Annotated in this window: 16 protein-coding genes; 11 read left to right on the top strand and 5 right to left on the bottom strand. The window is 68.6% G+C overall.

Annotated elements, in window-relative coordinates; all coding sequences use genetic code 11:
* Positions 1 to 111 precede the first annotated feature (111 nt).
* From J3U95_RS06640 to J3U95_RS06630, 3 genes are all read left to right on the top strand, one after another.
* Positions 112 to 1,305 (top strand): aminotransferase-like domain-containing protein, encoded by a 1,194-nt coding sequence (locus J3U95_RS06640; RefSeq protein ID WP_208277848.1) that lies wholly within the window; start codon positions 112 to 114, stop codon positions 1,303 to 1,305.
* A 214-nt stretch (positions 1,306 to 1,519) separates the two neighbouring features.
* Positions 1,520 to 2,878: a diguanylate cyclase domain-containing protein gene (locus tag J3U95_RS06635; RefSeq protein WP_208277847.1), complete on the top strand. Its 1,359-nt coding sequence runs from the start codon at positions 1,520 to 1,522 to the stop codon at positions 2,876 to 2,878.
* Between the two features lies 1 nt (position 2,879).
* Positions 2,880 to 3,275 carry a GFA family protein gene (locus tag J3U95_RS06630; protein WP_208277846.1) on the top strand — a complete coding sequence of 132 codons (396 nt, stop codon included), beginning with the start codon at positions 2,880 to 2,882 and terminating at the stop codon, positions 3,273 to 3,275.
* Positions 3,276 to 3,279: 4 nt separating this feature from the next.
* Here the strand turns inward: J3U95_RS06630 and J3U95_RS06625 are convergent, their stop codons facing one another.
* The 3 genes from J3U95_RS06625 to J3U95_RS06615 are packed head-to-tail and all read right to left on the bottom strand — an operon-like array spanning position 3,280 to position 8,066.
* Positions 3,280 to 4,854 (bottom strand): FGGY-family carbohydrate kinase, encoded by a 1,575-nt coding sequence (locus J3U95_RS06625; RefSeq protein WP_208277845.1) that lies wholly within the window; start codon positions 4,852 to 4,854, stop codon positions 3,280 to 3,282.
* A 9-nt stretch (positions 4,855 to 4,863) separates the two neighbouring features.
* Entirely contained in the window at positions 4,864 to 6,453 is a 1,590-nt protein-coding gene (locus J3U95_RS06620) for a glycerol-3-phosphate dehydrogenase/oxidase (protein ID WP_208277844.1), read from the bottom strand.
* Positions 6,450 to 8,066, bottom strand: coding sequence for an FAD-binding oxidoreductase (locus J3U95_RS06615; RefSeq protein WP_208277843.1), 1,617 nt, complete (start codon positions 8,064 to 8,066; stop codon positions 6,450 to 6,452). Before J3U95_RS06615 ends, J3U95_RS06620 begins: the two co-directional genes overlap by 4 nt.
* Positions 8,067 to 8,154: 88 nt before the next feature.
* Here J3U95_RS06615 and J3U95_RS06610 point away from each other — a divergent pair, with 88 nt between their 5' ends.
* Genes J3U95_RS06610 through J3U95_RS06600 form a run of 3 tightly spaced genes read left to right on the top strand, consistent with a single transcriptional unit; the run spans position 8,155 to position 12,586 of the window.
* Positions 8,155 to 9,195, top strand: a complete 1,041-nt coding sequence (locus J3U95_RS06610; RefSeq protein WP_208277842.1) for an AraC family transcriptional regulator — start codon at positions 8,155 to 8,157, stop codon at positions 9,193 to 9,195.
* Positions 9,196 to 9,236: 41 nt separating this feature from the next.
* Positions 9,237 to 12,248: a sensor histidine kinase gene (locus tag J3U95_RS06605; protein WP_208277841.1), complete on the top strand. Its 3,012-nt coding sequence runs from the start codon at positions 9,237 to 9,239 to the stop codon at positions 12,246 to 12,248.
* On the top strand, positions 12,245 to 12,586 hold the full coding sequence (locus J3U95_RS06600) for a DMT family transporter (protein WP_208277840.1): 342 nt from the start codon (positions 12,245 to 12,247) through the stop codon (positions 12,584 to 12,586). The genes J3U95_RS06605 and J3U95_RS06600 overlap by 4 nt, the downstream gene beginning before the upstream one ends.
* On the opposite strand, the gene J3U95_RS06595 is transcribed toward J3U95_RS06600, so the two are convergent.
* Positions 12,583 to 13,521, bottom strand: a complete 939-nt coding sequence (locus tag J3U95_RS06595; RefSeq protein ID WP_208277839.1) for a hypothetical protein — start codon at positions 13,519 to 13,521, stop codon at positions 12,583 to 12,585. The two genes, J3U95_RS06600 and J3U95_RS06595, sit on opposite strands and share 4 nt — an antisense overlap.
* A gap of 78 nt (positions 13,522 to 13,599) precedes the next feature.
* Complete coding sequence (locus J3U95_RS06590) at positions 13,600 to 14,358, bottom strand: YoaK family protein (protein ID WP_208277838.1); 759 nt, start codon at positions 14,356 to 14,358, stop codon at positions 13,600 to 13,602.
* Positions 14,359 to 14,506: 148 nt separating this feature from the next.
* On the opposite strand from J3U95_RS06590, the gene dapC reads away from it, so the two are divergent.
* From dapC to dapE, 5 genes are all read left to right on the top strand, one after another.
* Positions 14,507 to 15,721, top strand: a complete 1,215-nt coding sequence (dapC, locus tag J3U95_RS06585; protein WP_208277837.1) for a succinyldiaminopimelate transaminase — start codon at positions 14,507 to 14,509, stop codon at positions 15,719 to 15,721.
* A gap of 45 nt (positions 15,722 to 15,766) precedes the next feature.
* Positions 15,767 to 16,591 (top strand): 2,3,4,5-tetrahydropyridine-2,6-dicarboxylate N-succinyltransferase, encoded by an 825-nt coding sequence (gene dapD / locus J3U95_RS06580; RefSeq protein WP_208277836.1) that lies wholly within the window; start codon positions 15,767 to 15,769, stop codon positions 16,589 to 16,591.
* A gap of 140 nt (positions 16,592 to 16,731) precedes the next feature.
* On the top strand, positions 16,732 to 17,883 hold the full coding sequence (locus J3U95_RS06575) for a PilT/PilU family type 4a pilus ATPase (protein WP_208277835.1): 1,152 nt from the start codon (positions 16,732 to 16,734) through the stop codon (positions 17,881 to 17,883).
* Positions 17,884 to 18,025: 142 nt separating this feature from the next.
* The gene (locus J3U95_RS06570; RefSeq protein ID WP_208277834.1) at positions 18,026 to 18,385 is read left to right on the top strand and encodes an ArsC family reductase; all 360 of its coding nucleotides are present in this window, start codon (positions 18,026 to 18,028) and stop codon (positions 18,383 to 18,385) included.
* Positions 18,382 to 19,518, top strand: coding sequence for a succinyl-diaminopimelate desuccinylase (dapE, locus tag J3U95_RS06565; protein ID WP_208277833.1), 1,137 nt, complete (start codon positions 18,382 to 18,384; stop codon positions 19,516 to 19,518). Before J3U95_RS06570 ends, dapE begins: the two co-directional genes overlap by 4 nt.
* The last annotated feature ends 3 nt before the right edge of the window (positions 19,519 to 19,521 follow it).

Genomic DNA, 19,521 nt, shown 5'->3' with positions numbered 1-19,521 from the left:
ACTGTTGTACCTCGCGCGGCTGACCCGGCTCTTTCGCCGACGTGAAGCCGCCAACGCGGCGTGTTTTATATAATGGCCCGGCACGACCGTGCACCTTCCTGTGAGACCAGTATGAAAATCGAAAACCCCAATCCCATCCAGTGGCAGTTCTCGGAACGCGCCCAGCAGCTGCAGAGCTCGTTCATCCGCGAGATCCTGAAGATCACCCAGCGTCCGGAGATCATCTCGTTCGCCGGTGGCCTGCCATCGCCAGCCACCTTCCCGGTCGAGCGCATGAAAGCCGCTTACGACAAGGTCCTGAGCGACAACGGCAAGGTCGCGCTGCAATATGGCCCGACCGATGGCTACGCGCCGCTGCGTGAGTGGATTGCCGGTTCGCTGTCGACCGAAGGTTCGACTATCCTGCCGGAACAGATCCTGATGACCTCGGGTTCGCAGCAGGCGCTCGACCTGCTGGGCAAAGTGCTGATCGACGAAGGCAGCCGCGTGCTGGTCGAGACCCCGAGCTACCTGGGCGCGCTGCAGGCGTTCTCGGTCTACCGTCCAGAATTCAAGTCGGTCGAGACGGACGAGCACGGCCTGGTGCCGTCGTCGCTGGAAGGCATCGCGCAAGGCGCGCGCATGCTGTACGCGCTGCCGAACTTCCAGAACCCGACCGGCCGTTCGCTGTCGGTCGAGCGCCGCCAGGAACTGGTGGAAACCTGCGCCCGCCTGGGCGTGCCGCTGATCGAGGACGATCCCTACGGCTCGCTGAGCTACAAGGGCGCGCCGAGCCCGAAGATGGTGGCCATGAACCCGGACGGCGTCATCTACATGGGCTCGTTCTCGAAGGTGCTGACCCCGGGCATCCGCCTGGGCTACGTCTGCGCCCCGCTGCCGCTGGTGCGCCGCCTCGAGCTGGCCAAGCAGGCGGCCGACCTGCACACCGCCCAGTTGACCCAGATGGTGGTGCACGAAGTCGTCAAGGACGGCTTCCTGGACCAGCACATCCCGACCATCCGCCAGCTGTACGGCGACCAGTGCCAGGTGATGCTGGACGCGATGCAGGAACACTTCCCGGCCGGCGTGAGCTGGACCAAGCCGGAAGGCGGCATGTTCATCTGGGTCACCCTGCCGCAGCAGGTCGATGCCATGAAACTGCTGGAACAGTCGCTGGCCGCGCGCGTCGCCTTCGTGCCGGGCGCGCCGTTCTACGCCAACGATCCGGCCACCAACACGCTGCGCCTGTCCTTCGTGACCGTGCCGCCTGAGCGCATTCGCGAAGGTATCGCCGTTCTCGGCAAGCTGATCGCCGGCATGCTGTAATCCCCAAAGGGGCCGCAAACGCGGTCCCTTTTTTTTCCCATCGACTATCAGTCGATACCGGTATCATTTCCTGCACAACGCCGGGCCAATGGCGGGTCGGTTGCGATAGTGCAACAATTGCACTAAGTCGTGGATTTTAGGCAAGGTTAATTGTCCAAAATCTGCGTGTAAAAGAGTATGATTTCTCGTCACTGATGAGGTCTGCCCGCCACCGATGATGCATCCTGCCCTAGCGCTCGCCGCACCGGCGCGCCAATCCGCGATTCTGATCGTCGACGACGCTCCCGACAGTCTCGGGCTGCTGCAGGACATGATGCGCCAGCAGGGCTACCAGACCTTCGTCGCCAGTTCCGGCAAGCGCGCGCTCGACATCGCCACCCGCGTCCAGCCCGACCTGATCCTGCTCGACGTCATCCTGCCCGACCTCGACGGCCTGGAAATCTGCCGCCGCCTGAAGCGCCAGCCCGACACCGCCCACATCCCCATCATCTTCGTCAGCGCCTGCGGCGAGACCGAGGACATCGTCGCCGGCTTCGACACCGGCGCGGCCGACTACATCGCCAAGCCGGTGCGCATGGCCGAGGTGTGCGCCCGCGTGCGCGCCCAGCTGCGCCTGCGCAGCAGCAGCGAAAGCCAGAAGCAGCAGGCCGAACGCCTGCAGCTGATCGTCGACGGCATGGACGAGGGCCTGATGCTGGTCGACTGCGAAGGCCGCGTGGTGTACGCCAATCCGGCTTGCGAACGTTTCCTGTCCCAGCCCAAGGAAGTGCTGGAAGGAGAACTGCTGGCCGACCTGGTCGAGCCGCCCGCCGCCTACGACTACGCCGACTATTTCGCCCACCCCCTCGATGCCGAAGCGACCGCGCGCTGCCGCGGCACGCGCGAGGTGCTGGTGCGCCAGTCGGACGGCACCATGCGTGCGATGGACCTGAGCCTGTCGCCGATGGCCGGCGGCGAGGCGCTGTTCGTCGCCCTGCTGCACGACATCACCCACCACAAGCAGTCCGAGACGGCGCTGCAGCGCGCCGCCCTGGTCGACCCGCTGACGCGCATCGCCAACCGCCGCCACTTCGACGCCTTCCTGGACAAGGAATGGCAGCGCGCCATCCGCAGCGGCCAGCCGCTGTCGCTGATCGTGCTCGACGTCGACCACTTCAAGGGCTACAACGACAGCCTGGGCCACGCCGCCGGCGACGCCTGCCTGCAGGCCATCGCCGAAGCGCTGCAATCGCACGCGATGCGCCCGACCGACCTCGCCGCGCGCTACGGCGGAGAAGAATTCGTGGTGCTGCTGGCCGATACCGGCGCCAGCGCGGCGGCGCGGCTGGGCGAAGCGATCCGCGCCCACATCGAGCGCCTGGCCATTCCGAACCCGCGCTCCGGGGAACCCGGCGTGGTGACGGTCAGCGTGGGCGTGGCCTGCATCGTGCCGACCCTGTTCGACGATATCCGTTCGTTCTTCATCTCGGCCGACCGCGCGATGTACGAGGCCAAGGCGCGCGGGCGCAACCAGGTGGTGGCGGCGCAGGCGGGGGCGGCGTGGGAGCAGGTGCGGGGCGGGATGGCGCACTGAGATGACGACGCGGTCCGCTTCCTGCAGCTGTGGCGCACTGACGGCGCAAGTCTCCGGCGAACCGCTGCGCATCTCGATCTGCCACTGCCTGAATTGCCAGCGCCGCAGCGGCAGCGTGTTCGCGGCGCAGGCCAGGTTTGCGCGCGATCAGGTAGTCATCTCCGGCACGTCGACCGGTTTCGCGCTGACGGGCGACGAAGGCTCGCGCGCGCATTTCCACTTCTGCCCTGTCTGCGGCGCGACCGTCTACTTCCAGACCGAAGGCGCCGAGGACACCATCGCCATCCCGATCGGCGCCTTCGCCGATCGCCTGTTCCCGGCGCCGACGGTCTCGGTGTACGAAGAACGCATGCACGCCTGGGTTGTTCCGCCGCCCGGCGCCGAACACATCCCCTGACGGATCAGGCCCCGCGCGGGTAGCCCGTGATCCGCGCGATGTCGCGATACATCGGCCGCAGTTGCCGATACATCCGCAGATACACGTCCCGATACAGGCGTTCGTAGATCGCCCGGTTGCCCGCAATCGGCTCGAACACCTTTCCCACCCGCGTCATGCCCGCGACCGCGCTCGCAAAATCCGTATACAGCCCAAGCCCCACGGCGGCATCGATCGCCGCCCCCAGCCCCGACGTCTCGTACACATGCGGCCGCGCCGTCGGCAGTCCGAAAATATCGGCCGTGAGCTGCATCGCCGCATCGCTCTGCGAGCCGCCGCCTGACACCCGCAGCTCGGTGATGCGCACGCCGCCGCGCCGCTCGATCCGCTCCTTCCCTTCGCGCAGCGCATACGCCAGCCCCTCCAGGATCGCGCGGTACACATGGGCGCGGGTGTGGACGTCGCCGAAGCCCACGATCGCCCCCTTGGCTTCGCGCCCCGGCAGGCGGATGCCCGGCGTCCAGTAAGGCTGCAGCATCAGCCCCATCGATCCCGGCGGCACGCTGCTGGCCAGTTCGTCGAACAGCCGCTCCGGCGCCACGTCTTCCAGCAGCGCGCGCGATTGCTCGTGGTGGCCGAACTGCTCCTTGAACCAGTTGACCATCCAGTAGCCGCGAACCACCTGCTGCTCGATGCTGTACGCATCCGGCAGCGCGCTCGGGTATGGCGGCACGAAGCGCACCGCCTCGATATAGCGCTGCGAGGTAATGTTGATGGTGGCCGTGGTGCCATAACTCAGGCACGCCACGTGCGGCGCACAGCAGCCGGCGCCGATCACCTCGCAGGCCTTGTCGGCGGCGGCAGCCAGCAGCGGCAAGCCCTCCGGGATGCCGGTGTCAAACGCCGCCTGCGCGGTGATGCTGCCCAGGCGCGCGCCGGGCGGCGCCAGCGCGGGCAGCATGGAGGGCTTCACGGCCAGCGCCTGCCACTGCCAGGCGCGCGGTCCGGCCCAGCGCCGGCGCCGGTAGTCGAAGGGAATGTAGGCCACCTGCGAGCCGCTCGAATCGATGAAGCTGCCGCCAAGGCGCCAGTTCAGGTAGCCCGACAGCAGCAGGAACTTGTCGGTGGCCTCCCAGACCTCGGGCTGGTGGGCGCGGATCCAGTTGATCTCGGCCTCGCCGACCAGGTGCCGCATCGTGCCGGCCACGCCCGCCACGCGAAAGGCCGCACGCCACAGGGGCCCAATCGGCGGGACTTCTTCGGTGCGGCGCTGGTCGAGCCAGGTGATTGCCGGCCGCAGCGGGCGGCCTTCGCGGTCGAGGTTGATCACGGTGCCGCGCTGGGCGGTGACGGCGACGCCGGCCAGGCGGGCGCGCTCGGCGCCGGGCTGCGTCCATAGCTGGCGGCAGGCCTGGCACAGCGCCTGCCAGTAGGCCTCGACGTCGTGCTCATGCCAGCCCGGCTGCGGCGAACGGTAGGCGTCCAGCGCCACCTGCGACCTGGCCAACAGTTCGCCGCGCAGGTCGAACAGCAAGGCGCGCACGCTCTGCGTGCCGTTGTCGATGGCCAGCAGCAGCGGATCGCGCGGACTGTCGGACATCGGGCCCGGTCAGGCGGCAGGTGGAACGCCGTACTGCTTGCGCCACTCGGCCAGGTAGCGCCGCTCCTGCGCTTCCCAGTGGGCGTCGTCCCAGCCGAGCTCCGGCTGGCACATGGCGCGGATGCGCGCCATCTGGTCGAGGCCGCCGTTAGGCAGCTGGATGCCGAGCCGGGTGCGGCGCAGCAGCAGGTCGTCCAGCTGGTAGACCGCCTCGGCGCGCGCGGCCCAGCGCAGCTCGGCCCACAGCGTCTGCGTGCCCGGGATGCATTCCAGCTCGCCCTTGCGCGCCGCCAGCAGCAGCGGCTTGGCCTGGGCGCCATAGCGCCCGGCCAGCCGGCGCAGCACGCCGGACGGCAGGTCGTGGCGCGCCGGCACCGCCACCCGCGCGAACACCGGGCCGCGCTCGGGGCGCAACTGCCAGCCGGGCAACTGCTGCGACACGTGGCGCAGCACGTCGAGGGCGATCGAACGGAAGGTGGTCAGCTTGCCTCCGGCCACCGACACCAGGCCCGGCTCCGACCACACGAAATGGTCGCGCTTCTCGGACGACGGCGCGCCATGCTGGCCGCCGTCGATCACCGGCCGCACGCCGGCGAAGGTGGCGACGACGTCCTGGTCGCTCAAGCCCAGCTGCGGGAACTGGGCATGCAGGGCCGCCATCAGGTAGTCGAATTCATGGCGGGTGATGCGCGCCTCGGTGTTCACCCCTTCCTCGTGGTCGACGTCGGTGGTGCCGACCAGGGTCACGCCCTCCCACGGGAAGGCGAATACCGGGCGGCTGTCGGCCGGATGCAGCAGGCTGACCGCCTGCGCCAGCGGCAGGCGCCAGGCCGGCAGCACCAGGTGGCTGCCGCGCAGCGGCCGCAGGCGCGGCGCGCGATCGGGCTTATTGCAGGCTCCCTTGCCGCCTGCCGCGCCGCCAAGCAGGTCGGACCAGGCGCCGGTGGCATTAATGACCACCCGGGCGCGCACCGCCGTCTCGGCCTTGCTGCGTTCGTCGCGCAGCATGGCGCCGTGCACCTTGCCGCCGTCGCGCACCAGCGACTGTACGGTCACGTAGTTGCAGGCGACCGCGCCGTGGGCGCGTGCCTCGTCGATCACGCGCAGCACCAGGCGCGCGTCGTCGGTCTTGGCGTCGGTGTAGCGGATGCCGCCGGCCAGGTTGGCGTCTCCGATATTCGGCGCCAGCATGCGGAACGATTCCGGGCGCTCCCAGTGCGGTTCGCGCCGGCCGGCCAGCATGTCGTACACGCGCAGCATGGCGAGAAAGCCCAGCCGCCGCTTGACGTCGGTGCCGTGGTCGGCGAAGGCGAAGCCCTGTGGCTCGACCAGTCCGGGCGCGGCGCGCAGCAGCGATTCGCGCTCGCGCACCGCGTCGCGGGTCAGGCGCAGGTTGCCGGAAGCCAGGTAGCGCAGGCCGCCGTGCACCAGCTTCGACGAGCGGCTCGAGGTGCCCCAGGCGAAGTCCTTCTGCTCGACCAGCAGCGTCTTGAGGCCGCGCCGCGCGGCTTCGAGCAGGATGCCGGCGCCGGTGATGCCGCCACCGATCACCAGCAAGTCCCAGTCGCGTCCCGGCGGAAAGACGTTGACCTGCTTCATGGCGTCACCAGCTTGCCCGGGTTCATCCTGCACTCGGGGTCGAAGTGGCGGAACAGCGCGCCCATCGCGCCCAGTCCCAGCTCGCCCTTCTCGGCCGCCAGCCACGGCGCGTGATCGACGCCCACGCCGTGCTGGTGGCTGATGGTGCCGCCGCAGCCGACGATCGCGCTCGAGACCCGGTCCTTCAGCTGCCGCCAGCGCGCCAGGTCGGCCTGGTAGTCGCCCGCCAACCGGTAGACGAAGGTCGAATACACGCTGGCGCCCTGCGGATACAGGTGCGACAGGTGGGTATAGGCGTGCACGCGCTCGCCAAAGGCTTCCAGCGCGGCCGCCGCGGCCTGCTCGATCGCCGTCACCGCCTGCGTCACGTGCGGCCAGTCGAGCGCCGTCTCCACCGTGTCGATCGCATAGCCCTGCTCCCAGGCGGCATTGCGCAGGTAGACGCTGCGGAAGCGGTTGCGGCGCCAGCGCTCGCCCAGCGCGCGCCCGACGTGCACGCCGTGCAGGCGCCGCGCAAGGGCCAGCGCCGCGCGCACCGCCTCGCGCGCCTGGCCCCTGGCGCCGCTGGCGCCGCTGGCGCCGACCAGCAGCATGCATTTGGACTGGCCGCAGCCGCGCCAGCCGAGGTAGCGCTCCAGCAGCGCCACCTGGCGCGCGTGGCCGGCCAGCGCCAGCATGGTGCGCGTCTCGCTCGCGTTCGACAGGCGCAGCATCGACAGTCCCAGGCGCGCCTGGGCCAGCGTCCGTGCCGCCTGCACCGCCTGCTCCCAGTCGGGGAAGAACAGCGCGTGGAAGGCTTCGTGCTCGGGCAGGCGGTTGATGCGCACCGCGGCGTGGGTCAGCACGCCCATGCGGCCCTCGGAACCGAGCACCATCTCGCGCAGGTCGATGCCGCTGCTCGAGGCCGGGAAGGTCGGGATGTCGAGGGTGCCGGACGGCGTCTCGATGCGCCCACCCGCGAACATCTGCTCGATGCGGCCGTAGCGCAGCGACTGCTGCCCCGACGAGCGGGTGGCGATCCAGCCGCCGAGCGTGGAGTATTCGAACGACTGCGGATAGTGGCCCAGGGTATAGCCGTGGGCGCGCAGCTGGGCTTCGAGATCGGCGCCGGACACGCCGGCGCCGAAGCAGGCCAGCTGGGCCTCGCGGTCGAGCGAGATCATGGCGCGCATGCGGCCCATGTCGATGGAAAGGCTCGGGCGCAGGCCGCCGTTGGAGCTGTGGCCCACGTCGAGATGGCCGGCCACGCTGGTGCCGCCGCCGTAGGGGATGACCACCGCATCGTGGCGGGCCGCGAAGGCCAGCAGCTCGCGCACCTGGGCGCCGGATTCGGGAAAGGCCACGCCGTCGGGCACATTGCCAAGGCGGCCGTGGCGCAGGCGCAGCCAGTCCGGCAGGCTCTGGCCGTGGGCGTGGCGCGCGCGCGTGGCGCTGCCGGCGTCGATCAGCGGATGGGGCGGCAGGCGGCCAGGGGGCAGTCCGGCGCAGGCTTGTTCGAAGGTCGCGTCCTGCGGAGCCGTCCCCCGGCCCAGCCGTGCGCCGAGGAAGGCTCTGGCCTCCCCTTCCAGCTGCACCGTAATCGACTCGTCACCCCAACCGTTCCAACGCCGCATCAATGACTTTCCGTTATACTTCGAGTTGTTCTTTTTGCCACCTCAAGTAGCACATTAAAGTCGGTCCCGCCAACCGTATTGCGCTTTCATGACACAGCCTTGCTCAATCACGCCACTGCCGCCCGATGACGCGCGCGTGACCGGTTCCTACCTGCAGCCGCTGCTGGAAACCGCCCTCGAGCGCGGGCTTACCCTTCCCGCATTGGCCGAGGCCGCCGGCCTGGCCCCGGACGCACTGGATCCGCTGCCCGAGAGCCTGCCCGCACGACGCTACATCGGCTTGCTCGAAGCCGGCGCGCGCCTGGCGAACGATCCCTTCTTCGGCCTGCACGTGGGCGAGAAAGCGCGCCCCGCCACCTATAGCGCCTACGGCATGCTGCTGCTGGCCTGCAGCAGCTTCGGCCATGCGCTGGAACTGACCCAGCGCTACGAATCGCTGGCCCACGACCTGGGCCGCAGCCAGGTGGGACTCGACGGCGCCCGGGCGCATTACGAATGGATCAGCCACTACCCCGACGCCACCCGGCACCTGGTGGAAAGCGTGTTCGCGGGCATCCGCGTGTTCGGCAGCTGGCTGGCCGGGCGGCCCCTGATGCCGCTGGCGCTGCGCGTCCGGCATGCCGAACCGGGCCACGGCAGCGCCGAATACCTGCGCGTGCTGGGCATCGCGCCGGAGTTCGGCGCGCCCCTCAACTGCGCCGCCGTCGATGCCGCCCTGCTGGCGATGCCGGTACCGAACGCCGACACCAGCCTGTACCCGCTCCTGCTGCATCACGCCGAACGGCTGCTCGAAGAACGCGCGGCCCGGGTCGACCCGATCGTGGCGCGCGTGCGGGCCGCGCTGCTGCCGCGCCTGACCAGCGGCGAGGCGCGGCTGGCGCCGGTGGCGGCCGAGCTGGGACTGTCGACGCGCACCCTCCAGCGCAAGCTGGCCGACGCCGGTTCGAGCTTCCAGCAGGTGCTCGATGCGGTGCGCTACGGCCTGGCCCAGGATTACCTGCGCCGGCGCGAGCTGGGCCTGGTCGACATCGCCTTCCTGCTCGGCTTCCAGGAACAGAGCGCGTTCACGCACGCGTTTCGCGAATGGAGCGGGATGAATCCGGGGGCATGGCGCGAACAGGCGGCCTGAATCGACTAGACCGGAAATGGTTTAGCTGCAACAATTCACGAATGAGTATCATTTACCGATTCCAGGCATGGCTGCGTGCGACGCTTCTCGTACTATCGTGCGCCGTCGCGCCGGCCGCCCTCGCCCTCGATCCGACCATCGCGCTGGACGGCTATCGCCATGAGCGCTGGGGCGAGCTGGAAGGCGCGCCGCGCTACGTCGATGCGCTGGCGCGCAGCCAGGACGGTTGGCTGTGGGTCGGCAGCCGCTACGCCGGCCTGCTGCGCTTCGACGGACTGCGCTTCCTGCCGTTCGAAACGGGCGACGGCAGCCGCCTGCAGAACACCAGCATCAGCGCGCTGCGGCCGGGACCGGACGGCGAGCTGTGGATCGGCCACGGCAATGGCGGCCTGAGCGTGCTGCGCAAGGGGCGCTACCGGCACCTGCTCACGCCCGAGCAGAGCGGCAGCGTATTCGCGATCTCCCTTGGCGCCGATGGCGCACCCTGGATCGCCAGCTGGCGCGGCCTGTTCCGGGTCGACGGCGACCGCGTCGTGCGCATCGGCCCGGAACTCGGCTACGACGGCGCCCGCGCCGAATACGTGCTGGCCGACGGCGCCGGCCGGGTCTGGGCCACCGACGGCGCAGCGCTCTACCTGCGCGAGGCCGGTGCGACGCGGTTCCGATCGGTGCGCCCGGTGCGCGGCGATGCGATGCTGCTCGAGGGGCAGGACGGCAGCATATGGCTGGTGCTCGGCAAAGAGTTCGAGCGGGTGGCGCCGCCCTCGCCGCGCCGCGTGCCTGCCCCGCCGGGCAGCGCCAACACCTACCAGTCGCTGTTCGACCGCGACGGCAACCTCTGGTCCGGCAACTGCCCGGTGGGCGTGTGCGTGCTGCGCCCGGCCGGCTGGCAGCGCGGCGAGCGTTTCACGCCGGTCAGCGCCGCCGAGCGGCTCGACCAGCCGTGGCAGATGACCAGCCTGTCGGTGCTGGCGCTGATGGAAGACGGCGACGGCAGCATCTGGATCGGCACGCCCTCGGGGCTGGAGCGGCTGCGCGATCATGCCGTGCACATGGTGCCGGAACTGCTCGACCGCGGCGTGTCGCACCCCGCCCTGCACCCGGATGGCGGGATCGTCGCGGCGCGGGCCCAGCGGCTGGACGATACGGCCGGCCTGGTGCGCATCGAGAACGGCAGGACGCGCAACTTGCCCGACCCCATCGCCACCCGCGTGCTCGACCGCGCGCCTGACGGCACGCTGGTGCTCGGCGGCCAGCACGGCATCGAGCGGCATGGCCGCGCAGGCGTCGAGCGCATTCCGCTGCCGCCTGCCGTCAGCGCAGCCGCCGACAGCATCCGGCTCCGAAGCCTCGCGGCCGGCAACGACGAGATCTGGCTCTGGACTGGGCGACTCGGCGCCTGGCATTACCGCGACCGCGCCTGGACCAGGCCGCCGATCAAGGAAGACCACCCGCAGGAAGTGGCGTTCGATGCCGCAGGCCGCAGCTACCTGGGCCTGCGCGGTAACCGCCTGCGCATCGTCGACGGCGATGCGATGCGCGAGTACGGCGCCGCGGACGGGCTGGAGGTCGGCAAGTTCAGCCTCATCGTGCCGGGCCAGCCCTTGCTGGTGTCCGGCGAGGACGGCATGCAGCTCCTGCAAGGCGGCCGCTTCCGGCGCCTCGCCGTGGCGGTGCCGGACGGCATCGGCGCAGCCAGCGGCATCGTCACCGACGCCGACGGCGTGCGCTGGATCAACGCCGAACGCGGCATCTACCGCGTCACGCCCGAAGACTGGACGCGCTCGATAAACGCCCCCGGCATCGCGCTGCGCGGCCGGCTGTTCGATGCCGCCGATGGCTACCTGGGCGGCGGCGTATCGCGCATGCTGGCGCGCACGGCCGCGCTGGCCAGCGACGGCACGCTGTGGTTCGCGGGTGAGCGCGGCCTGGCCTGGATCGATCCGCGCAAGACTTCGGCCAATCCGGCGACGCCCGCGGTCGAGGTGCTGGCCGTCTCGAGCGGTGCGCGCCAGTATGGCGCCGGCACTGGCATGGAACTTGACCAGGGCACCGAGAACGTCCAGATCGACTACACGGCGCCCAGCCTGCGCATGCCGCAAAAAGTGCGCTTCCGCTATCGCCTGGCCGGCGCCCAGGAGTGGGAAGAAGCCGGCACACGGCGCAGCGCCTTCTTCCAGCGGCTGCGACCTGGAATGCATACCTTCGAAGCGATGGCCATCAATGAGAGCGGCGTCGCGGGCCCGGTCACGACCCTGACCTTCCATATCCCGCCGCGCTGGTTCCAGACCTGGTGGTTCTTCGCAGCCTGCGTGCTGGCGTGCACGGCAGTGGGTGCGTGGGCCTACCGGCTGCGCACCCGCCGGCTGGCCGAGCGCATCGAAGGCGAGCTGATGGCGCGCATGCGCGAGCGCGAATCGATCGCCCGCTCGCTGCACGACACCTTCCTGCAAGGCGTGCAGGGGATGCTGCTGCGGATGCACTCAGTGCTCACAGGGCTGCCGGCCGACAGCCCGGTGCGCGCCGAGTTCGAGCGTGTGCTGGAGAGCGCCGAACAGGTGCTGGAAGAAGGCCGCGACGAAGTCCAGGGCCTGCGCCAGGGCTTCGCCAATGTTGACGCATTCTGGCAGGGCTTGCTGCGCGACGTGGACCTGATTCTCCCGGGCGGCAGCGGGCGCCTGGCCCTGTCGGCGCCGCCGGGCGCGGTCGAACGGATGCCGGTGCGCCTGCGCCGCGACGTGCATGCGATCGTGCGCGAAGCGCTGGTCAACGCGCTGCGGCACACGCCCGGGGCCGTCCGGCTCAGCGCCGACACCAGCCAGCGCGCTCTGGCGCTGACCGTCAGCGACGATGGCGCGGGCGGATGCGCGAAGGACAAGCCCGGCCACTTCGGCCTGCAAGGCATGCGCGAGCGCGCCACCCAGATCGGCGCCCGGCTGCGCATCGACAGCGGTCCGGCCGGCACCCGGGTCACGCTGGCGATTCCGGTCGAACCCGATCAGGCGGTACAATCGCGCCCTGCCCTTTCCACCTCAACAGAAGAAACTCCATGACCCCAGCCATGACCGGCTACCTGTGGTGCGCGCTGGCGGCGCTCGCCAGCGCGGCCGCCACCTTCCTCATCAAACTGTCGAACCAGCACGGCGTCGACTGGAACCTGGTGCGCCTCGCCTTCCTCGGCGGCGCCGGCGCCACCTATGCGCTCGGCTTCGTGTGCTATTCCGTGGCCCTGCAAAAGCTGGACATGAGCCTGGCCTACCCGGTGATGACCGGCGTGGCGATGCTGGCGGTGGCGGCGATCGGCGTGGCCGCGCTCAACGAACCGCTCAGCGTCAGCAAGATCGCCGGCATGGTGCTGATCGTGGCCGGCGCCTTCGCGCTGGTGCGCTAGGAGCTTTTCTTCTCGCGCAGGCCGACGCACACCGCGAACGGCACCAGGAACGGATACAGGCCCCAGACCAGGCGGCCTTCCACGCGCACGCTCAGCGCCGCATACAGCTGGGGCAAGGCCATCAGCAGCAGCAGGCTGGCCAGCGGTCGCAGCGGGGCCGGGGCGAAGCGCCAGCCGACGATGGCCAGCGGCACCACCAGGAAGGCCGTCCCGGCGATCGAGGCCAGCGAACGCACGTCGCGCAGCGCCGCCAGCACCGTCCCGAAATTGGGCTGCCAGGTATAGCTGGGCAGGCCGGTGATGATGTACCAGCGCACCAGCACCATCCAGCCGCCGGCGGCGGCCAGGAACGCCAGCCCCGGCAGCACGGCGATGCGGCGCGTCGCAAGCAGCCACACGAGCAGCAGGACGCTCTCTTCGCGGATCGCCGAGCCGGCCAGGCCGGCCACGGCGGCCAACCAGGGCTGGCCGGACAGCACCGCCAGCACGAAGGCGGCGCGGGCACAGATCGAGCCCGGGTCGACCAGCAGGTAGGGCGCATACCAGAAGGTCGGCAGCGACACGATCATCAGCAGGCCGGCCGCGATGGCGCGCCTGTGGCCCAGGCCCGCGCGCAGGACTGCGGCCGACATGCAGCAGGCGCCGGCGACCACCAGGACCCAGTTCAGGAAGGCGAAGCCGTTGCGCAAATCGCCCGGCATGGCGGATGCGATGGCCGGCACCAGCAGGCGATACGGGAAAGGCGCCCGCAGCCCGCTCGCCGCGAGCTCGCCGCGCAGGTAGCGCGCGGTATCGTAATAAGCCTGGGAATCCTCGACCGTGCCGCCCCAGCGCCAGCACATGACGGCATAGGCCAGGATCGCGAAAGAGACCGCCAGCAGCGGCCAATTGAGGCGCGCGGCGGCTGCGGCGCGCGAAAACGATGCATCGTGCATAAAAGACAAGTGGCGCAAATTGGGATCATACATGGATGCACCCCGGCCTGCACCCCGGCCACCGAGATTGACGCAGGATCAGGCGTCGTGCCGCCCCAGCATGCGCACGGCGTCGTCGACCACCGGCACGATCGCCAGCACGCACAGGAAGGTGGCCAGCGGCACCGTGGACAGGTAACCCAGGTGCTTGAAGCCCAGTGCCCCCACCACGCCGCCCAGGCAGAACGCGCCCAGCAGCGACAGCATCAGCAGCAGGCGCCCGAGGTTGGCCGTGACCTTCGGCTGGCGCAGCGGGCCGTCGGCGTTCCAGTAGGCCATCTTGCCCAGCTCGATGCCGATGTCGGTCACGATGCCGGTCATGTGGGTGGTGCGGATCTCGGCATGCGAGACCTTGGTGATGACGGCGTTCTGCAGCCCCATCATGAAGCACAGCAGCATCACGGTCAGCGGAATGAAGAAGGCGTCGATTCCGGCCAGCCGCGCGCCGAGAATGCCGAACACCAGCAGGAGCACGGCTTCAAGCAACAGGGGCAGCGCGAAGCCGCTATGGAGGCCTCGGCGCCGGATGTAGTTGACGAGGATGGCGGTGCAGGCCGCGCCGAGCAGGAAGCTGAGCAGCGCGCCAAGCGCGGCCAGCACCAGGTCGGTGTCGCCCAGCACCAGGTGGTCGGCCGCGCTGGAGACGATGCCGGTCATGTGCGAGGTGTATTCGCGCACCGCGAGAAAGCCGCCGGCATTGATCGCGCCGGCCACGAATGCCAGCGCCACGCCGAGGTGGCGGTTGGCGCCGGGGGTGCGTTCATGTCCTGTCAGGCTGCGCGCATAACTGATCGGCACGGCGGATGGCTCTCCGGGTGAAATCGCTGGTCGGTATGTGGTTAATGTTACCGCAAATCACTTGCCGTACGCTCGAACGTTCTTCCATTCATAGAGCTATAATAAAAAATTATCGAAAAGCGCACACCGCTGTGCGCCCAAGACTGCCGTGAATCCCCATCTCGACAAGCTCCATCCTTACCCGTTCGAAAAGCTGCGCCAGCTGTTTGCCGGCGTCACCCCGAACCCGGCCTATTCCGCGATCAGCCTGGGCATCGGCGAACCGAAGCATCCGACGCCGGCCTTCATCGAAAAGGCGCTGACGCATTCGGTGGCCGGCCTGGCCAACTATCCGAGCACGGTGGGCGGCGAGCCCCTGCGCGCGGCCATCGCCGGCTGGCTGGAGCGCCGCTACGGCATCCCGGCGCTGGACCCGGCCACCATGGTGCTGCCAGTGAACGGTTCGCGCGAGGCGCTGTTCGCGATCGCCCAGTGCATGATCGACGCCTCCAAGCCGGATGCGCTGGCGATGTGCCCGAATCCGTTCTATCAGATCTACGAAGGCGCGGCCTACCTGGCCGGCGTCACGCCGTACTTCGTCAATTCGGAACCGGCGCGCAATTTCGCGCCCGATTACGGCAGCGTGCCGGAAGATGTGTGGCCGCGCGTGCAGCTGCTGTATGTGTGCTCGCCGGGCAACCCGACCGGGGCCACCTTGGGCCTGGACGACTGGCGCCAGCTGTTCGAGCTGGCCGACCGCTGGGGCTTCCTGATCGCGGCCGACGAATGCTATTCCGAGATCTATACCGGCTCGGCGCCGCCGCTGGGCGCGCTGGAAGCGGCGCACCAGCTGGGCAGGAGTGGCGGCGATCAACCGTACCGCAACCTGATCGTGTTCTCGAGCCTGTCGAAGCGCTCGAACGTGCCGGGCATGCGCTCCGGCTTCGTGGCCGGCGACCCGGTCGCGATGAAAAAATTCCTGCTCTACCGCACCTACTGCGGCGGCGCGATGTCGCCGCCGGTGCAGGCGGCCTCGATCGCGGCCTGGAACGACGAGCAGCACGTGATTGAGAACCGCGCGCTGTACAAGGAAAAGTTCGCCCTCATCACCCCGCTGCTCAAGGGCGTGATGGACGTCGAGCTGCCCGACGCCGGCTTCTACCTGTGGGCCGACGTGCGCCGCACCGGCCTGTCGGACCTTGAGTTCGCACGCCGCCTGTACGCCGACTATAATGTGACGGTCCTCCCGGGCAGCTACCTGGCGCGCGAAGCGCACGGCCAGAATCCGGGGCGCGACCGTATTCGCATGGCCCTGGTGGCCGGCGTCGACGAAGGACTGGAAGCGGCCAACCGCATCGTTCAGTTCTGCCAGGGCCTCAAGTAACGGCCCCACGAATACCTGTTTTTCATTTCAACCAAGACCAGCATCATGACCCAACAACTGCAAACCATCATCGACACCGCCTGGGAACAGCGCGCAGAGATCAGCCCGAACAGCGCCAGCGCCGAAGTGCGCGACGCCGTCGCCCACGTCCTTGCCGGCCTCGATGACGGCAGCCTGCGCGTGGCGCAGAAGGACACCGGCACCTGGGTCGTGAACCAGTGGATCAAGAAAGCCGTGCTGCTGTCGTTCCGCCTCGAGAACAACGTGCCGGTCGCTTCCGGCGACATCCAGTTCTACGATAAAGTCCCGACCAAGTTCGCCGGCTACACCCCAGAAGATTTTGCGCGCGGCGGTTTCCGCGTGGTGCCGCCGGCCGTCGCCCGCCGCGGCAGCTTCATCGGCAAGAACGTGGTGCTGATGCCGTCCTACGTCAACATCGGCGCCTACGTCGATGAAGGCACGATGGTCGACACCTGGGCCACCGTCGGCTCCTGCGCCCAGATCGGCAAGAACGTCCACCTGTCGGGCGGCGTCGGCATCGGCGGCGTGCTGGAACCGATGCAGGCGAATCCGACCATCATCGAAGACAACTGCTTCATCGGCGCCCGTTCGGAAATCGTCGAAGGCGTGATCGTCGAAGAGAACTCGGTGATCTCGATGGGCGTGTACATCGGCCAGTCGACCAAGATCTACAACCGCGAAACCGGCGAAGTGACCTATGGCCGCGTGCCGTCGGGTTCGGTCGTGGTGTCGGGCAGCCTGCCGTCCGCCGACGGCAAGTACAGCCTGTACTGCGCGGTGATCGTCAAGCGCGTGGATGCGCAGACGCGTTCGAAGACCGGGATCAACGAGCTGCTGCGCGGCGTGTAATTTTCGCGAGAGCTGTACGGCTGGTTGAACGCGTGGAAAGCAGAGCCTTCTACCCTACGGCCAACACGTAGGGTGGACGGGTCCTCCCGTTCACGCGTCCAACCAGCCCCGAAATACCCGAAACAAACGGAGACGATGCGATGGCCATGGACCGCCTGTTCCAGCTGATGAAAGAGAAGAACGCTTCCGACATGTTCTTCGCCGTGAACTCCCCGGTGCACATCAAGATCAACGGCGCGCTCATCCCCATCAACCAGCATCGTCTCGAACCCGAGAACATCCTGTCCCTGCTGTCCGAGGTCGCCACGCCGGAACAGCTGCTCGAACTCGAGCGCGACAACGAACTGAACATGGGCGTGTCGGTCCCCAACCTGGGGCGCTTTCGCCTGTCGGCATTCCGCCAGCGCGGCTCGATCTCGGCCGTGTTCCGCTTCGTGCCGGCCGACATCCCGCCGCTGGGCGGGCTCGGGCTGCCGCCCGTGCTGTCCGAGCTGATCATGGAAAAGCGCGGCCTGCTGCTGGTGGTCGGCGCCACCGGCTCCGGCAAGTCGACCACCATCGCCGCCATGCTCGACCATCGCAACGAACAGCGCACCGGCCACATCCTGACGCTCGAAGACCCGATCGAATACCTTTTCAAGAACAAGAAGTCGATCGTCAACCAGCGCGAGATCGGCAGCGACGCCAGCAGCTTCGGCATCGCGCTGAAGAACTCGATGCGCCAGGCGCCCGACTGCATCCTGATCGGCGAGATCCGCGACCGCGAGACGATGGCCGCGGCGCTGGCCTATGCCCAGTCGGGCCACCTGGTGCTGGCCACGCTGCACGCCAACAACAGCTACAACGCGCTGAACCGCATCATCAGCTTCTACCCGATGGAAAACCGCGCCGCCCTGCTGCAAGACCTGGCCTCGAGCGTCAAGGCCATCGTCTCGCAGCGGCTGGTGAAGTCCGCCGCCGGCGGCGCGCGCCAGGCGGCGGTCGAAGTGATGCTCAATACCCGCTACATCGCCGACCTGATCGAAAAAGGCGAGATCGGCCAGATCAAGGAAGCGATGGACAAGAGCCTGTCGCCCGGCTCGCAATCGTTCGAAGGCGCGCTGTTCAAGCTGGTCAAGGACGGCCTGGTGACCCAGGACGAGGCGCTGGCCAATGCCGACTCGGCCACCAACCTGCTCTGGCTGCTCAACAATGGGCCGGAGAGCCAGGTCCAGCAGACGCAAGAGCAGGAGCGGGAGAAACCCGCGGCCCCGCAGGGCGCCTCGTTCACCGAGTTCACGCTCAATTCCTGATTCAAAGTCCGATGCACCAGGCGGCGCGCCTGTCCGCCTCATCTGTGTACAATCGGCCGAAGCACCTTGTGCGCCGCCGCGCGCATACACTATCCTCACGCCTTTTCGAACGACCACGCCGCCTCGGCGGCCATGATTGCCCATGACTACGACTCTCTACGGAATTCCCAACTGCGACACCGTCAAGAAGGCCCGCACCTGGCTGGCGGACAACGGCCACGATTTCACCTTCCATGACTTCAAGAAACAAGGCCTGACCCGCGAGCTGGTGCAGGGCTGGCTGAAGGATGTCGATTGGGAAACCCTGGTCAACCGCAAAGGGATGACCTGGCGCAACCTGCCCGACGAGCGCAAGGCGCAGATCACTGACGCGGACGCCGCGACCGAGCTGATGCTGGAAAACCCGTCCGTCATCAAGCGCCCGGTCCTGCAAGGCGTCGGCCCGGTCTCGGTCGGCTTCTCGAACGACGCCTACACCAGCAAGTTCGCGAGCGCCAAGTGAAGCCGTCCCGCACCCTGCTGCTGACCGAAGAGCTGATCGCGCTCGATTCGATCACGCCGCACGACAAGGGTTGCCAGCAGCGCCTGATCGAGCTGCTGGCGCCGCTGGGCTTTCGCTGCGAGACCATCGAGTCGAACGGCGTGACCAATCTGTGGGCGCGCAAGGGGACCGAGGCGCCGGTGTTCGTGTTCGCCGGCCATACCGACGTGGTCCCGGCCGGCCCGCTGCACCACTGGGAATCAAGCCCCTTCGTGCCGACCCAGCGCGACGGCAAGCTGTATGGACGCGGCGCCTCGGACATGAAAACCTCGATCGCGGCCATGGTGATCGCCTGCGAGGAATTCATCGCCGACCACCCCGACCACCGGGGCTCGATCGCCTTCCTGGTCACCAGCGACGAGGAAGGCCCGGCCGTCGACGGCACCGCGGTCGTGGTCGACCTGCTGGAAGAGCGCGGCGAGACGCTCGACTACTGCCTGGTCGGCGAACCGACCTCGAACCACGTGCTGGGCGACACGATCAAGAACGGCCGCCGCGGTTCGCTGTCGGGCCACCTGGTCATCAAGGGCATCCAGGGCCATATCGCCTATCCGCAGCTGGCGCGCAACCCGATCCACCAGGCCGCGCCGGCGCTGGCCGAGCTGACGCTTGAAGCCTGGGACGAAGGCAACGAGTACTATGCGCCGACCAGCTGGCAGATCTCGAACATGGCGGCCGGCACCGGCGCCACCAACGTGATCCCGGGCCAGTTGACGATCGACTTCAACTTCCGCTTCTCGACCGCCAGCACCGCCGAGGGCCTGGAAGCGCGCGTGCACGCCATCCTCGACCGCCACGGCCTGGATTACGACCTGGAGTGGACCCTGTCGGGCCAGCCTTTCCTGACCGAGAAAGGCACGCTGTCGGACACCATCTGCGGCGCCATCAAGGAAGAGCTGGGCGTGCAGGCCGAACTGTCGACCACCGGCGGGACCTCGGACGGCCGCTTCATCGCCCGCATCTGTCCCCAGGTGATAGAATTCGGGCCACCGAACGCCAGCATCCACAAGATCGATGAACACATCGAGCTGCGCTACATCGATCCCCTGAAGAATATCTACCGCCGCACGCTCGAACGCCTGCTGGCTGCCTGACCG

The organism is Massilia oculi (assembly GCF_017582745.1).
In the GTDB taxonomy this organism is placed as follows: Bacteria; Pseudomonadota; Gammaproteobacteria; order Burkholderiales; family Burkholderiaceae_D; genus Telluria; species Telluria oculi_A.
The sequence above is the reverse complement of the archived record's forward strand: the minus strand, read 5'-3'. Positions and strand labels throughout refer to the sequence as shown.

Bases quoted from the DNA above. Each gene is read 5' to 3' on its own strand.
- J3U95_RS06640 (WP_208277848.1), top strand. From the start codon at position 112: ATGAAAATCGAAAACCCCAATCCCATCCAGTGGCAGTTCTCGGAACGC.
- J3U95_RS06635 (WP_208277847.1), top strand. From the start codon at position 1,520: ATGATGCATCCTGCCCTAGCGCTCGCCGCACCGGCGCGCCAATCCGCG.
- J3U95_RS06630 (WP_208277846.1), top strand. From the start codon at position 2,880: ATGACGACGCGGTCCGCTTCCTGCAGCTGTGGCGCACTGACGGCGCAA.
- J3U95_RS06625 (WP_208277845.1), bottom strand. From the start codon at position 4,854: ATGTCCGACAGTCCGCGCGATCCGCTGCTGCTGGCCATCGACAACGGC.
- J3U95_RS06620 (WP_208277844.1), bottom strand. From the start codon at position 6,453: ATGAAGCAGGTCAACGTCTTTCCGCCGGGACGCGACTGGGACTTGCTG.
- J3U95_RS06615 (WP_208277843.1), bottom strand. From the start codon at position 8,066: ATGCGGCGTTGGAACGGTTGGGGTGACGAGTCGATTACGGTGCAGCTG.
- J3U95_RS06610 (WP_208277842.1), top strand. From the start codon at position 8,155: ATGACACAGCCTTGCTCAATCACGCCACTGCCGCCCGATGACGCGCGC.
- J3U95_RS06605 (WP_208277841.1), top strand. From the start codon at position 9,237: ATGAGTATCATTTACCGATTCCAGGCATGGCTGCGTGCGACGCTTCTC.
- J3U95_RS06600 (WP_208277840.1), top strand. From the start codon at position 12,245: ATGACCCCAGCCATGACCGGCTACCTGTGGTGCGCGCTGGCGGCGCTC.
- J3U95_RS06595 (WP_208277839.1), bottom strand. From the start codon at position 13,521: ATGCACGATGCATCGTTTTCGCGCGCCGCAGCCGCCGCGCGCCTCAAT.
- dapD (WP_208277836.1), top strand. From the start codon at position 15,767: ATGACCCAACAACTGCAAACCATCATCGACACCGCCTGGGAACAGCGC.
- J3U95_RS06575 (WP_208277835.1), top strand. From the start codon at position 16,732: ATGGCCATGGACCGCCTGTTCCAGCTGATGAAAGAGAAGAACGCTTCC.
- J3U95_RS06570 (WP_208277834.1), top strand. From the start codon at position 18,026: ATGACTACGACTCTCTACGGAATTCCCAACTGCGACACCGTCAAGAAG.